Source organism: Actinomycetospora rhizophila (assembly GCF_042657905.1).
Taxonomy (GTDB): Bacteria; Actinomycetota; Actinomycetes; order Mycobacteriales; family Pseudonocardiaceae; genus Actinomycetospora; species Actinomycetospora rhizophila.
Genome location: NZ_JBHSKG010000022.1, coordinates 14,403 through 28,166, shown reverse-complemented (window position 1 = coordinate 28,166; position 13,764 = coordinate 14,403). Strand labels below are relative to the sequence as shown.

At 74.7% G+C, this 13,764-nt stretch carries 12 protein-coding genes and 2 tRNA genes; 10 read left to right on the top strand and 4 right to left on the bottom strand.

Annotation, left to right across the window (positions count from 1 at the left end; genetic code table 11):
- Positions 1 to 39: 39 nt before the first annotated feature.
- Positions 40 to 615 carry a M48 metallopeptidase family protein gene (locus ACFPK1_RS28740; protein WP_378024373.1) on the top strand — a complete coding sequence of 192 codons (576 nt, stop codon included), beginning with the start codon at positions 40 to 42 and terminating at the stop codon, positions 613 to 615.
- On the opposite strand, the gene ACFPK1_RS28735 is transcribed toward ACFPK1_RS28740, so the two are convergent.
- Positions 612 to 2,060 carry a zinc-dependent metalloprotease gene (locus tag ACFPK1_RS28735; RefSeq protein ID WP_378024372.1) on the bottom strand — a complete coding sequence of 483 codons (1,449 nt, stop codon included), beginning with the start codon at positions 2,058 to 2,060 and terminating at the stop codon, positions 612 to 614. The two genes, ACFPK1_RS28740 and ACFPK1_RS28735, sit on opposite strands and share 4 nt — an antisense overlap.
- A gap of 161 nt (positions 2,061 to 2,221) precedes the next feature.
- On the opposite strand from ACFPK1_RS28735, the gene ACFPK1_RS28730 reads away from it, so the two are divergent.
- The 4 genes from ACFPK1_RS28730 (at position 2,222) to ACFPK1_RS28715 (ending at position 6,764) form a co-directional block, all read left to right on the top strand.
- On the top strand, positions 2,222 to 3,265 hold the full coding sequence (locus ACFPK1_RS28730) for a YlbL family protein (RefSeq protein WP_378024371.1): 1,044 nt from the start codon (positions 2,222 to 2,224) through the stop codon (positions 3,263 to 3,265).
- A 199-nt stretch (positions 3,266 to 3,464) separates the two neighbouring features.
- Entirely contained in the window at positions 3,465 to 6,479 is a 3,015-nt protein-coding gene (locus ACFPK1_RS28725) for a UPF0182 family membrane protein (protein ID WP_378024370.1), read from the top strand.
- Between the two features lie 71 nt (positions 6,480 to 6,550).
- Positions 6,551 to 6,624 (top strand) — tRNA-Met (locus tag ACFPK1_RS28720).
- A 66-nt stretch (positions 6,625 to 6,690) separates the two neighbouring features.
- A tRNA-Met gene (locus ACFPK1_RS28715) sits at positions 6,691 to 6,764 on the top strand.
- Between the two features lie 311 nt (positions 6,765 to 7,075).
- Here the strand turns inward: ACFPK1_RS28715 and ACFPK1_RS28710 are convergent.
- Together ACFPK1_RS28710 and ACFPK1_RS28705 are read right to left on the bottom strand one after the other, a co-directional pair.
- Entirely contained in the window at positions 7,076 to 7,444 is a 369-nt protein-coding gene (locus ACFPK1_RS28710) for a DUF952 domain-containing protein (protein ID WP_378024369.1), read from the bottom strand.
- Positions 7,441 to 7,998, bottom strand: coding sequence for a GNAT family N-acetyltransferase (locus tag ACFPK1_RS28705; protein ID WP_378024368.1), 558 nt, complete (start codon positions 7,996 to 7,998; stop codon positions 7,441 to 7,443). The genes ACFPK1_RS28710 and ACFPK1_RS28705 overlap by 4 nt, the downstream gene beginning before the upstream one ends.
- A gap of 174 nt (positions 7,999 to 8,172) precedes the next feature.
- Between ACFPK1_RS28705 and ACFPK1_RS28700 the strand changes: the two genes are divergently transcribed.
- A complete protein-coding gene (locus tag ACFPK1_RS28700) occupies positions 8,173 to 8,457 on the top strand; it encodes a YggT family protein (protein ID WP_133827388.1) in 285 nt (94 codons plus the stop codon).
- Between the two features lie 100 nt (positions 8,458 to 8,557).
- Positions 8,558 to 9,157, top strand: a complete 600-nt coding sequence (locus tag ACFPK1_RS28695) for a class I SAM-dependent methyltransferase (protein ID WP_378024367.1) — start codon at positions 8,558 to 8,560, stop codon at positions 9,155 to 9,157.
- A gap of 1 nt (position 9,158) precedes the next feature.
- On the opposite strand, the gene ACFPK1_RS28690 is transcribed toward ACFPK1_RS28695, so the two are convergent.
- A complete protein-coding gene (locus ACFPK1_RS28690; RefSeq protein WP_378024366.1) occupies positions 9,159 to 10,094 on the bottom strand; it encodes an alpha/beta fold hydrolase in 936 nt (311 codons plus the stop codon).
- A 75-nt stretch (positions 10,095 to 10,169) separates the two neighbouring features.
- Between ACFPK1_RS28690 and ACFPK1_RS28685 the strand changes: the two genes are divergently transcribed.
- The 3 genes from ACFPK1_RS28685 to ACFPK1_RS28675 are packed head-to-tail and all read left to right on the top strand — an operon-like array spanning position 10,170 to position 13,744.
- Positions 10,170 to 11,405: a glycoside hydrolase family 3 N-terminal domain-containing protein gene (locus tag ACFPK1_RS28685; protein ID WP_378024365.1), complete on the top strand. Its 1,236-nt coding sequence runs from the start codon at positions 10,170 to 10,172 to the stop codon at positions 11,403 to 11,405.
- A gap of 42 nt (positions 11,406 to 11,447) precedes the next feature.
- Positions 11,448 to 12,620: an acyl-CoA dehydrogenase family protein gene (locus ACFPK1_RS28680; RefSeq protein WP_378024364.1), complete on the top strand. Its 1,173-nt coding sequence runs from the start codon at positions 11,448 to 11,450 to the stop codon at positions 12,618 to 12,620.
- Between the two features lie 14 nt (positions 12,621 to 12,634).
- On the top strand, positions 12,635 to 13,744 hold the full coding sequence (locus ACFPK1_RS28675) for an acyl-CoA dehydrogenase family protein (RefSeq protein ID WP_378024363.1): 1,110 nt from the start codon (positions 12,635 to 12,637) through the stop codon (positions 13,742 to 13,744).
- Positions 13,745 to 13,764: the final 20 nt, after the last annotated feature.

Here is a 13,764-nt window from a genome sequence, read left to right as displayed (position 1 = left end):
ACCGGAGGGCCCGTCGGATCCGCCTTCTAGGCTCGCGGTGTGGCCGATCCGCGTCCCGAGGTGGAGGTCCGCCGCAGTCGGCGCCGGAAGCGCACCGTCGACGCCCACCGCGAGGGCTCGACGGTGGTCGTCAACATCCCGGCGTCGATGTCCCGCGCCCAGGAGCGGCACTGGGTCGAGGAGATGCTGCGCCGCCTCGAGCGCGCCGACGCCCGCCGCCGGCCCGGGCGGCGGGCCGGCGACGCGGACCTCGCCGCGCGCGCCGACGCGCTGGCCGCCGCGCACCTCGACCCGATCGCGCCCGACGGGGCCTGGCCGCGCCCGGCGTCGGTGCGGTGGACGAAGCCGATGCGCACGCGGTGGGCGTCGTGCACGCCCGCCGACGCGACGATCCGGCTCAGCGAGCGGCTCCGCGAGGTCCCGGGGTGGGTGCTCGACCACGTCCTGGTGCACGAGCTCGTGCACCTGCGCGAGCCGCACCACGGCCCCGCCTTCCGGGCCGCCGAGGCCGCCTACCCGCGCAGCGAGCGCGCGATCGGCTACCTCGAGGGCCTCGCGGCGGGCGCCGGTCTGCCGATCACCGACACGGACGGTGGCGAGGCCGACGAGGACTAGCTGTCCTCGCCCTTCTCGTCGGGCTTCCCCTTGGCCTCCTGCTCGGCCTTCATCTCGGCCTCGAGGCGGGCCAGCGGGTCGTCGAGGTCGGTGAAGCTCTCGCCGCTCTTCGGGGCGGCGCCCTCCTCGGAGGGCGCGACGGAGCGGCGCTCGCCGATGAACGACGAGGGGTCGTCGAGGTCGTCGGCGGTGGGCATGAGGTCGGGGTGGGCCCACACCGCGTCGCGGCCCTCGATGCCGCGCTCGTCGGTGAGTCGGCGCCACAGGGTCGCCGCGTCGCGCAGGCGGCGCGGCCGCAGCTCGAGGCCGACCAGCGTCGCGAACGTCTGCTCGGCCGGCCCGCCGGAGGCGCGGCGGCGGCGCAGCGTCTCGCCGAGGGCGACGGCGCCGGGCAGGCGGTCGCCCACGGCGTCGGCGACGACGACGTCGACCCAGCCCTCGACCAGGGCGAGCAGCGTCTCGAGGCGCCGGAGCGCGACCTTCTGCGACTCGGTGGTCTGCGGCTCGAACATCCCGGAGCTCATGAGCTCCTGGAGCGAGGCGGGGTTGGTGGGGTCGACCTCGCGGGCGAGCTCCTCCATGCGGGAGGTGTCGATGGAGATGCCGTGCGCGAACTCCTCGACGGTGGCGAGCAGGCGCTGGCGCAGCCAGGGCACGTGCCCGAAGAGGCGCTGGTGGGCGGCCTCGCGGGCGGCGAGGAAGACGAGCACCTCGCCGGCCGGGCGGTCGAGGCCCTCGGTGAACGTGGCGATGGCGGCGGGCAGGAGCGCCGCGGTGCCCTCGGGACCGAGGGGGAGGCCGACGTCGCTGGAGGTCAGCACCTCCTTGGCCAGCTGGGCGAGGCCCTGGCCGAGCTGCGAGCCGAAGGCCATGCCGCCGACCTGCGAGATCATGCCGAGCATCGGGCCGGCCATCTGTCGGGCCTCCTCGGGCAGGCCCTCGACCCACGCGCCGGCGACGCGCTGCGCCACCGGGTCGCACAGGCGCTGCCAGGTGGGCATCGTCGTGTCGATCCACTGCGCGGGCGACCAGACGACCACCTGCGAGGCGCCCGAGGGCAGCGTCGTCGCGTCCTCGAGCCAGAGCTCGGCGAGGCGCACGGACTCCTCGGCGGCGCGCTGCTGCTCGCCGGTCGGCGCCTTCTTGCCGTCGGCGCCGAGCTGCTGGTGCGCCATCTGCGCGGCGAGCTTGTAGTTGACCGGCCCCTCGGCGCCCGGCCCCGACGACTGGCTGAGCATCTGCCCGAGCTGGGTGAGCATCTGGCCGAGCTGGCCCATGTCGAAGCCGCCGGCGCCGCCCGCACCCCCGGGCAGACCCATCCCGGGACCGAAGCCGAAGCCGCCGGCGCCCGGGCCACCCCCCTGGCCGCCGGAGCCACCGGAGCCGCCGGAGCGACGGGACTCGTCGTCGTCGGACGGTCCGAAACCGAAGGGCAGGTCACTCATGGTGTCGACGGTACGCGGACCCGCGGCTGATCGGGGGCCCGAGCACGCCGCCCGGGCACGCTCACGGCGAACACCCAGGAACGTCCCAGGAAGTGCGCAGGAAACGGACAGGGCACGTCCCCGCACGGCGGGCTCACCCCCGGTCACTACCCTGTCCGGCCGTGACCCGGTTGCGCGCGACCTTGGCGCTCGGACTCGTGCTGGCCGGGGTGCTGGGCCTCCTCGGCGCGACGGTCCGGGTGCCGTTCGTGGCGCTCGGGGACGGCCCCACGTTCGACGTGCTGGGCGTCGGTGAGGACGGCCGGACCGTCGTCGACATCACCGGGCCGGCGCCCGTCTACCCGACCAGCGGGCAGCTGCGGATGACCACCGTGGCGGTGACGACGCAGGTCACGCTCTTCGGTGCGATGGCGATGTGGGCCTCGGGCAACGAGCAGGTGCTGCCGCGCGAGTCGGTCTACCCGCCGGGACGGTCCAGCGAGCAGGTCGACCAGGAGAACACCCGCCAGTTCGCGCAGTCCGAGACCGACGCCGAGGCCGCGGCGCTGCGCTACCTCGGCTACCCGACGGCCGTGCAGGTCGGCTCGGTGCTCGACAACTCGCCCTCGGCCGGCCTGCTCGCGCCCGGCGACCGCATCGTCGCCGTCAACGGGCGGCCGGTGACGACGCCGCAGGAGGTCGTCGACGCCCTCGCGCCGACCCGGCCGGGGCAGGCGGTGACCGTGACGGTGCAGCGCGGCCCGCTCGGCGCCCCCGGCCCGCGCACCGACGTCACCGTCGTCGCGGCGGCCCGGCCGGACGGGGACCCGCGCGGCTTCCTCGGCGTCACCCCGACCAACATCGTCGACTCGCCGGTCGACGTGCGCATCAGCCTCGGCGACATCGGCGGGCCCTCCGCCGGCCTGGTGTTCGCGTCGGCGATCGTCGACAAGCTGACCCCGGGCGACATCACCGGCGGCCACGTCGTCGCCGGCACCGGCACGATCGACGCGCTGGGCCGCGTCGGCGACATCGGCGGGATCCGCTTCAAGATGGACGCGGCGCGCCACGACGGGGCCGAGGTGTTCCTCGTGCCGGCGGGCAACTGCGCCGAGGCCGTCACCGAGGCGCCGGACGGGCTGGTGCTCGCGCGCGTCGGGACCCTCGGCGAGGGGATCGCGGCCCTGGAGGCGGTCCGCGAGGGCCGCCCGCCGGTCCCGTGCTGAGGCGGGACCCGGACCGCCGACGTCCCTGGTGAGCGCCCGACCGGAGGGTCGAGCGCCGCTCCGCTCCGTCCCCGAGCAGGGCGGGAGGGATCCGGACATGCCGGGCCACGTCAACCCCACACCGTGTTCGTAGAGTGGCCACCGCACGCCCGGGTCCGCCCGACGCGTGGACGACCCCCTTTCTCAGGAGTGTGACCCCGTGGCCAACCGGCCCCCGACAGCCACCCCCCAGCTGTCGCGACGCACGAAGACGCTGCTGATCGTCGGCGTGGTGGCGCTCGTCGTGCTGCTCGGCGGGGCCCGCCTGGTCGACGTCTACGTCGACTGGGCCTGGTTCGGCGAGGTCGGGTTCCGGGGCGTCTTCACGACGATCCTGTGGACCCGCGTGCTGCAGTTCGTGTTCGCCGCCGTGCTGATGGGCGGGCTGCTCGCGCTGAACCTCGTCATCGCCTACCGGGTGCGCCCGGTGTTCGTGCCCGTCGCCGCCGCCGGCGCGGCCGAGGACCCGGTGGCCCGCTACCGCACCGTGGTGCTCGCGCGGCCGCTCTGGTTCGCCGTCGGCATCCCCGCGGTGGTCGCGCTGATCGCCGGGCTCTCCGCGCAGGCCGACTGGCAGACCTTCCAGATGTTCCTGCACGGCACGCCGTTCGGCATCGCCGACCCCGTGTTCGGCCACGACATCGCGTTCTACGTCTTCTCGCTGCCGTTCTACCGCTCGATGCTGAGCTGGCTGTTCGTCGCGATCGCGGTCAGCTTCATCGCCGCGCTCGTCGCGCACTACCTCTTCGGCGGCATCCGCCTGGCCGGGCGCAACGGCGCCGTCGCGCCGGCCGCCCGCGCGCACCTCGCGGTCCTCGCCGGCACGTTCGTCCTGCTCAAGGCCGTCGCGTACTTCTTCGACCGCTACGAGCTGCTGTTCTCCGACCGCAAGGCGGCCGAGGGCGGCGCCAACTTCTTCGGCGCCACCTACACCGACCTCAACGCCGCGATGCCGGCCAAGCTCATCCTGCTGATCATCGCCGTGATCTGCGCCGCCGCCTTCTTCTCGGCGGTCGTGCTGCGCAACCTCCAGATCCCGGCGATCGCGCTGGCCCTGCTGGTGCTGTCGAGCGTGCTGGTCGGCGCCGCCTGGCCCGCGGTGCTCGAGCAGGTCTCGGTGCGCCCGAACGCGATCGACCGCGAGGCCCAGTCGATCTCCTGGAACATCGCCGCGACCCGGCAGGCCTTCGGGCTCACCGACGTCAGCGTCGTGCCGTACGCGCCGCAGGTGGCGTCGGCGAACGGGTCGGCCGCCGCGCCGCCGCAGGACGTCGCCAACAGCCAGGCGACGCTCGACAACATCCGCATCCAGGACCCGTCGCGGCTCAACCGCACCTTCGCGGTGCAACAGCAGCTGACGAACTTCTACAGCTTCTCGCCCGACCTCGACATCGACCGCTACACGGTCAACGGCCAGCGCCAGGACTTCGTGCTGGCCGCCCGCGAGATCAACCCCGACGCCCTCATCGGCAACCAGCAGGACTGGATCAACCGCCACCTCGTCTACACGCACGGCCAGGGCCTCGTCTCGGCGCCGGCGGACCGGGTGAACGTCCCCAGCAACGCCGAGGCCAGCCAGGGCGGCCTGCCGCAGTTCGAGGTCAGCGACTCGTCCAACCCCGGGCCGTTCGGCCTGAGCCCCGACGGCGCCCGCATCTACTACGGCGAGTTCGTGGGCGGCACCGACGACTACGCGATCGTCGGCGGCAACCCCGGGTCGCCGCCGCGGGAGTACGACGGGCCCGGCCGCCCGGCCACCGCCTACACCGGCCCCGGCGGCGTGCCGGTGGGCAACTGGGCCCAGCGGCTGATCTTCGCCGCGGCCTACGGCGAGCGGAACATCCTGTTCAACGGCTCGATCGGCGAGGACTCGCGAATCCTCTACAACCGCACCCCGATCGAGCGGGTCCAGAAGGTCGCGCCGTGGCTGCGCACCGACGTCGACCCGTATCCGGCGGTCGTGGACGGCCGGATGCAGTGGATCGTCGACGGCTACACGACGCTGCCGCGCTACCCGTACGCCCAGCAGGTCGGGCTCGCCGACGCCACGGCCGACTCGCTGCGGCCCACCGGGTCGCCGGGCACGGCGGGCTACATGCGCAACTCGGTGAAGGCCACCGTCGACGCCTACAGCGGCGAGGTCCGGATCTACCAGGTCGACGACCAGGACCCGGTGCTGCGCACCTGGATGAACGTCTTCCCCGACGTCGTGCGCCCGGAGGCCGAGGTGCCGGACGCGCTGCGGGCGCACTTCCGCTACCCGGAGGACATCTTCAAGGTCCAGCGCGACCTGCTCACCCGCTACCACGTCGAGAACCCGCGCGACTTCTTCTCGACCCAGAACTTCTGGACCGTCCCCGAGGACCCGACGCGTGAGAGCAACGCGTCGATCCCGCCGTACTACCTGCTCGCGGGCGACCCGCGTCCCGGCGCGGCGCCGGACACCCAGTTCCAGATGTCGAGCACGCTGCTCGCGCTCTCGCGCCCGAACCTCTCGGCGTACCTGTCGGTGAGCTCGGAGCCCGAGAGCTACGGGCGGATGACGGTGCTGGAGCTGCCGGCGCAGCTCACCGGCGACCAGCGCGGCCCGCAGGGTCCCCAGCAGGTGCAGGCGGAGCTGCTCACCAGCAACTCGGTGAACCAGGGCCTGTTCCCGCTGCGCCAGTCGGGCACGCCGGTGCAGGTGCAGTACGGCAACCTGCTGACGCTGCCGGTCGCCGGCGGGCTGCTCTACGTGGAGCCCATCTACGTCGAGCGCAACGCCCAGACCTCGTTCCCGCAGCTGTTCGGTGTGATCGCCCGCTTCAACAACGGCGACATCGGCTACGCGCCCACGCTGCAGGGAGCCCTGCAGGCGGCCTTCCAGGGCGTGCCGCTGCCGCCGGGGCTCAACGTCCCGGGGCTGGGCGCGACCTCGCAGTCGCCCACGCCGGCGCCCGGCGCCAACACCGGGTCCGGACCGCTCCCCGGCGGGGCGCCAGGTCAGGCGCTGAGCCCGGAGCTCACCCAGGCCGTGACGGCGATGAACGACGCCCTCGACCGGCTGTCCCAGGCCCAGGCTGCCCGGGACTTCCGGGGCATCGGTGACGCGGAGGCGGCGCTCGACAGCGCGATCGCGCAGTTCCGCTCGGCCACCGGGGCCACGCCGACGACGCCGGCGAACGCCGGCGGCTGACGGACGCCCGGCGCCCACCCCCCTGCGCGGGACGGGGTGGGCGCCGGTGTACCGTTGCAGACACAACGCAGCGCGGGGTGGAGCAGCTCGGTAGCTCGCTGGGCTCATAACCCAGAGGTCACAGGTTCGAATCCTGTCCCCGCTACGACACCGACGTCGGAGTCCGCTCCGGTCGTCGGGACCCCCCGGCCCAGGGCGACGGGCCACCCGACGCGGGGTGGAGCAGCTCGGTAGCTCGCTGGGCTCATAACCCAGAGGTCACAGGTTCGAATCCTGTCCCCGCTACGCGTTCGACGGCCCCCGACCGGCTCTCCGGTCGGGGGCCGTCGTCGTTGGTGGGGTCGTCGTCCCGGGGCGGTGCCGTCGTCGGCGGGGTCGGCGTTTCGCGGGGCAGTGCGCTCGTCCGGGGCCGGCGCCGGAGATCAGGAGCACCTGGTCCACGTCGTGTCGGGTCGCGGGGTCGATGGTGTGCTCGTGATCTCTGCGGGGCGATCGAGGTCCGCCCCGCGCGCCCCGCCAGCCCCACGCGCTCGGCGACGTCCTGGGGAAGGGTGCCCCTCGCCCGTCTATCCGAGCGAAGGTGCCCTTCGCTTAGCTCAGCGAGGCTCCGCCACCGCCGGCGGCGGGCGGAAGGAGCCGTCGGGGCCCGGGAGCAGGTCGTGCACCGCCACCACGGCGTCCAGGGACAGCGGGCCGTAGACGTGCGGGAACCACGGCCCGCGGGGGTCCTCGCCGCCGCCGGCGCGCACGCCCGGTTCCCAGCGCACCGGCACGTCGAGGCGCGCGGGGTCGACGACGAGCACGACGACGTCGGCGCGGCCCGCGAACAGGCGCGTGGCGGGCAGGTGCACGGTGCCGGGGTCGGAGCAGTGCACGAACCCCACCTCGTCGAGCGAGGGCGGGCGCCGGGCCCCGTCGGCGCGCGCCGCGTCGAGCTCCGCGCGCGTGCAGAGGTGCAGGATCACGCGGTCGGGGCGTTCGCGCGGGTCGGGCGGTGGGCCTCCCAGCGCCACACCTTGATCCGCCGGGCGCCGTTCGGGCCGCTCTCGTCACGGCGGCGCGACTGCACGCGGACCAGGCCGTTGGCGGTCAGCACGCTGGCGGCGGGCGCGCGCTCGGGCAGCGTGTGGGCGACGACCGTCTGGACCGCCGGGTCGGAGAACGCGCGGGCGACCAGCGCGCGCGTCATGGCCGTCGCCCAGCCCCGGCCCTCGAAGGGCGGGAAGGTCCAGAACGCGATCTCGAGCCGGCCGCCGCGCAGGGGCCCGCTGAAACCGCAGGTGCCGACGACCTGGTGGTCCTGGGGGTCGATCGCGAGGAACGTCCGCGGGTGCATCGCCGCCGGGATGCCGCCCGCCGGGGTGTCGCAGGCGGCCGGCGCGCCGAACGAGGCGCCGTCGCCGCTCTCGCTGCGCAGCACCGCCTCCACGAGCGGCTCGACACCGACGGTGCGGAGCTCGGCCAGACCAGGTGCTCCGGGCTCCGTCAGTCGTTCGTCGACGGGCACCAGGACGACCACCGGGACCTCCGACCGTTCACGGGACAACCACCGACAGGGACGCTCGACCGTAGCCAATACGGGTGGCGCGCGGGAGCGCACCCGGGGTGTCCGGGACGGCGTCCCCGGCGGCGCCCGGTGGCCGAGCACCCGGGCCGTGCCCGGTGACCCGGACGGATCAGGCACTCTGGAGACATGGAGCTCGCCCGCATGCTGGTGTACTACGCGCTGTTCGTGCTGTGGCTGTTCATCGTGGGCCGGCTCGTGGTCGAGATCGTCCGCAGCTTCGCGCGCGACTGGCACCCGGCCGGCGGCACCGCCGCCGGGCTCGAGGTGCTCTTCATGGTGACCGACCCGCCGGTGAAGCTCCTGCGCCGCCTCATCCCGGCGGTGCGCATCGGCAACATCAGCCTCGATCTGTCGATCATGATCCTGCTGCTCGTGACGTTCATCCTCATGCGCGTCGTCGACCCCCGCTAGATACTCGTCGACGTCCGCTGCACACCGACGGCGGCTGCTGTCCACCCCGGCTCGTCCCGCAAGCGGGCGACCCACCACCGGAGCTGCCACTGTGTCCCCCGTGAGCCCCGTGCGCGACATCGTCACGTTCATCTCCTCGGCCGTCCGCTCGCCGGCCGTCATCGGCGCCGTCGCCCCCAGCGGCCGCGCCCTGTCCGACCTGCTCGCCTCCGTCGCCCCGGCCGAGGGCCGGCCCGTGGTGGTCGAGCTCGGCCCGGGCACCGGTGTCGTCAGCGCCGCCCTGCGCCGCCGCCTGCCCGAGGGCGCGCGCCACATCGCCGTCGAGATCGACCCCGGCATGGTCGAGCACCTGCGCCGCACCCGCCCGTGGCTCGAGGTGGTGCAGGGCGACGCCGCGGACCTGCAGAAGCTGCTGGCCGACGCGGGGGTCGACCGGGTCGACGCGGCGGTCAGCGGGCTGCCCTGGACGCTGTTCCCGGAGTCGGCGCAGCGGGGGATCATCGAGCAGGTCACGCGGGTGCTCGCCCCGGGCGCGGCGTTCACCACGTTCGCCTACAGCCACGTCACGCGCTTTCCCACCCAGCGCCGCTTCCGCGGGGTGCTCGAGGAGGCGTTCACCGAGGTCACGGTGACGCCGACGGTGTGGCGCAACCTGCCCCCGGCGCTGGCCTACCAGTGCCGGCACCCGCGCGGGGCGTAGCTCAGCTCGTCCGTGCCGCCACCCGCGGCCCGATGCCCGCGACCGACAGGTCGGCGGGCGCCGTGGCGTCGCAGAAGTCGGTGAGCAGCGCCGCGAAGCGGTCGGGCTCGTCGCAGTGCGGGAAGTGCCCGGCGCCGGCGAAGAGCTCGAGGCGCCCGTGCGGGACGAGCGTGGCCGCGCGCCGCGCGTGCCCGACCGGGATCACCGGGTCGCGGTCGCCCCAGACGATCATGGTCGGCAGGCCCTCGGTGAGGTAGAGCCGCTCGGTGCCGCTGACGCGCTGGCCGCCGGGCCCGATCACCGAGCGGACGGTGTCGACGAACGCGTCGAGGTGCGCCCGCTCGGTGAGCGACGCGGCGTGGCGGGCGGTCTCGCGCAGCGACACCGCCTCGGCGCCGAAGCTGGGCAGGGCGGCGGCCAGGCGCAGCCCGCGCACGCCGAGGTCGAGCACGCCCGTCGACGCGAGCACCGGGAGCACCCACTCCGCGCCGGGCAGGGAGGCGAGGCGCAGCAGCGGGCTCACCCCGCGCCCGAGCCCGCCGGACGACACCAGCACGAGCCGCGAGCACATCTCCGGGAACTGGTAGGCGAACTGCATCGCCACCCCGCCGCCGAGCGAGTGCCCGACGACGGTCACGCGCCGGTGGCCCAGCACCGCGAGCAGGTCGCGCAGCCCGTTGGCGTAGGCGCCGAGCGAGAAGTCGCCGCCCACCCCCGCCGACTCGCCGTGGCCGAGCAGCTCGGGGGCGAGCAGCAGCCGGTCGCAGCCCGAGCGCTCGAAGGACTCCAGCACCGGGGTCCAGGTCTCGGCGCTGCCGGCGATGCCGTGCACGAGCACGACGACCTCCGGATCCCCGTCCCCCGCCATCTCCGGGCAGGCCTCGACGTAGGACATCCGCTGGCCGTGCAGCGTGCGGGTCCGGCGTGTGGCGGTCATCGACGATCATCCTGTCCTGTCCGGGCCCGACGGGCAGCGAGATGCCCGCAGGCGTTCCGGCACAATCACGCCGCGATGCCCGACGCGATGCCCGACGCGATGCCCGGAGCCCGCCGTGTCCCCGTCCTCGCCACCACCGCCGTCCTGACGGCCGTGCTCGCCGCGTGCGGGGGACCGCAGCCCGCCCCGCCGGCCGCGCCCGCTCCCGCGGACACCCCGAGCGCCCGCTCCGCGGCGCCGGCGCCGGCCCCCGCCGACCCGGCCGCGGCCTGCGTCGCCCGGACCCTGGACGGTCTGGACGGCCGGGCCCGTGCCGCGCAGCTGATCATGGCCGGTGTGCCCGCCGACGGGCTCACCGGCGCCGGGCGCGCCGCGCTGGCGCAGGGCGCCGGCGGGGTGATCCTCACCGACGCCACGGGCGGCGAGGCCTCCGCCGCCCAGGTCGCGGCGACCACGCGGGCCGTGCAGCAGGCCGCGCGCGTGCCGGTGACGGTCGCCACCGACCAGGAGGGCGGCAAGGTCCAGGACCTGAAGGGCGACGGCTTCACGCGCATCCCGTCGGCGACGGTCCAGGGCGGCGACGTGGCCGGGCTGCGCGGGGACGCGCAGCGCTGGGGCCGGGAGATGTCCGAGGTCGGGGTGACGCTCGACCTCGCGCCCGTCGCCGACGTCGTCGACCCCGCCCTCGGGGAGGCGAACGAGCCGGTCGGCGCCCTCGACCGCGGGTTCGGCACCGATCCGCGCCGGGTGGCCCAGGCGGTCACCGCGTTCGTCGAGGGCCTGGACGCGGGCGGCGTCGACGCCACCCTCAAGCACTTCCCGGGCCTGGGGCGCGTGCGCGAGAACACCGACTTCGCCGGCGCCGCCGACACCCGCACGGGGGTCGACGACCCGGGCCTCGCGTCCTTCCGTGCCGGCATCGCGGCCGGCGCGCCCGTCGTGATGATGTCGTCGGCGGTCTACGAGCGGATCGACCCCGACGACCGCGCGCTGTTCTCCCGCGAGGTGATCACCGACCTGCTGCGCGGGCGCCTCGGCTTCACCGGCGTCGTCACCACCGACGACGTCGGCGCGGCCCGCGCGGTGGCCGACGTGCCGGTCGGGCAGCGGGCCGTGCGGTTCGTCGAGGCCGGCGGGGACCAGGTGCTGACGATCGAGCCGGACGACGTCGAGCCGATGGTGGACGCGCTGGTCGCGGCGGCCGACGACCCCGCGTTCGCCGACCGCGTCACCGAGAGCGCCCGCCGCATCCTGGATCTCAAGGCCGCCCGCGGGGTGCTGCGCTGCGACGAGGCTCCTACCGGCGGGTAGCCCCTCCTGCGGCCGACGGGGGCCCGTGCCAGAGTGACGCCCGTGGACCTGAGCTACACCGCGGAGGAGGAGCAGTTCCGCACCGAGCTGCGGGACTGGCTCTCGGCGAACATCCCGCCGGAGTGGGCCGAGCCCGGCTTCTGGCGCTCGCTGGACGACGACGAGTCGTTCCGGCTGCGCCGGGAGTGGGAGGCGTCGAAGACGGCCGCCGGCTTCTCCGGCATCCAGTGGCCGACCGAGTACGGCGGCCGGGGCGGGACGCCGGGCATGAAGGCGATCTACGACGAGGAGATGGTCCGCGCCCACGCGCCGCAGACCGTCAACGTCCTCGGGCTGACCTTCCTCGCGCCGACGATCATGGCGATCGGCACCCCGGAGCAGAAGGCCGAGATCATCGGGCCGATGCTGCGCAACGAGGTGATCTGGTGCCAGGGCTTCTCCGAGCCCGGCGCCGGCTCCGACCTCGCCGCGGTGGCCACGCGCGGGGTCCGCGACGGCGACGACTACGTCGTCAACGGCCAGAAGATCTGGACGACGAACGCCGTGCACGGCGACAAGATCTTCACGATCGTGCGCACCGAGCCCGGTTCCGAGCGGCACAAGGGCCTGTCGATGATGCTCATCGACATGGACCAGCCGGGCGTCGAGGCCCGCCCGCTCAAGCAGATGAGCGGGGCCAGCGAGTTCGGCGAGGTGTTCTTCACCGACGCCCGCGTCCCCGCGAAGGACTGCCTCGGCGAGATCGGGCAGGGCTGGCGCACCGCGATGCTGCTGCTCTCCTTCGAGCGCGGCGCGTCGGGCGTCGGCCAGTACACCGAGTTCCGCCGCCAGTACGACGAGATCGTCGAGCAGGCCCGGCGCTTCGGACGCTCGGACGACCCGGTGGCCCGCCAGAAGCTGGCCCACTGCCTCGTCGAGCTCGAGTGCCTGCGCTACCACGCGATGCACATCCTCACCCAGGTCGAGCAGGGCCGTGACCTGGGCTCCGAGTCGTCGATGACCAAGCTGCAGTGGTCGGAGACCTTCCAGGACCTGTGGGAGGCGTTCGACGACGTCCTCGGCCCCGAGGCCTCGCTGGAGCGCCCCCGCCCCGACGTCGACCTCGCGCCGTTCCAGGCGCAGGCGATGTGGTCGCGGTCGGTCACCATCTGGGGCGGCTCGTCCCAGGTCCAGCGCAACATCGTCGCCGAGCGCGTGCTCGGCCTGCCGCGGTAGAGGAGCCCCAGCCCGTGTTCTTCGCGCTGACCGACGAGCAGCAGGCGTTCGCGGACACCGTCCGCGACTTCGTCGCCGACCGCTTCGACCTCGACGCCGTCCGCGGCGTCGTCGAGGACCCGGACGGCGACGGCCACCCGCTGACGCTGTGGAAGGGGCTCGCCGACCAGGGCGCGCTCGCCGTCCTCGTGCCCGAGGAGCACGACGGGCTGGGCCTCGGGCTGCTCGACGCCCAGGTGATCGCCCGCGAGCTCGGGCGCGCCGTCGCCCCCGGCCCGTGGACGACGTCCGTGCTCGCCGCCGAGGCGATCCGGCTCGCCGGCTCCTCCGCCCAGCAGGCCGCGTGGCTGCCGGCCCTGGCCGCCGGGGAGACCGTCGGCACCGTCGCCCTGCGCGGCGAGGCGGGGTCGTGGGACGGGCGGGGCATCACGGTCGACGCCACCGGGGAGCGGCTGTCGGGCACGGCGTCGCCGGTCGACTACCCGCAGGTCGCCGGCCTGTTCGTGGTCGCGGCGACCGACGCCGAGGGCGCCCCCGGGCTCTACCTCGTCGAGGCCGACGCCCCGGGCCTGTCGGTGCGCGACCAGCGGACCTACGACGGCACCGCCCGGGTCGGGGCGGTCGAGCTGGCCGACACCCCGGGCGAGCTCCTCACCGGCGGCGTGCCGGCCGGTGGCCGGGCGGTCGACGCGCTGATGGCCCGCGGCGCGGTGCTCACCGCCGCGGACCTGGTCGGCGGCGCCCGCGAGGCCCTGACCCGCACCATCGACTACGACCGCGACCGCAAGCAGTTCGGCGTGCCCGTCGGCTCCTTCCAGGCCATCAAGCACACGATGGCCGACCTGCACGTGGGCGTGACGATGGCCGAGCACGCCGTGCTCTTCGCCGCCCACGCGCTGGACACCGACGACCCCGGCGCCGACATCGCGGTCGCGGTGGCCAAGGCGAAGGCCGCCGACGCCGCCTGGGCCGCCACCGGCGCGATGATCCAGTTCTTCGGCGGCATCGGCTTCACCTGGGAGCACGAGGCGCACTTCTTCTACAAGCGTGCCCGCCGCCGGGCGCCGCTGTTCGGCTCGGCGGACGAGCACCGGGAGCGTCTCGCGGCCCTGACCATGGACTGAGACCCGCCGACCCCTTGTCG

Bases quoted from the DNA above. Each gene is read 5' to 3' on its own strand.
- ACFPK1_RS28735 (WP_378024372.1), bottom strand. From the start codon at position 2,060: ATGAGTGACCTGCCCTTCGGTTTCGGACCGTCCGACGACGACGAGTCC.
- ACFPK1_RS28700 (WP_133827388.1), top strand. From the start codon at position 8,173: ATGGAGCTCGCCCGCATGCTGGTGTACTACGCGCTGTTCGTGCTGTGG.
- ACFPK1_RS28690 (WP_378024366.1), bottom strand. From the start codon at position 10,094: ATGACCGCCACACGCCGGACCCGCACGCTGCACGGCCAGCGGATGTCC.
- ACFPK1_RS28685 (WP_378024365.1), top strand. From the start codon at position 10,170: ATGCCCGACGCGATGCCCGACGCGATGCCCGGAGCCCGCCGTGTCCCC.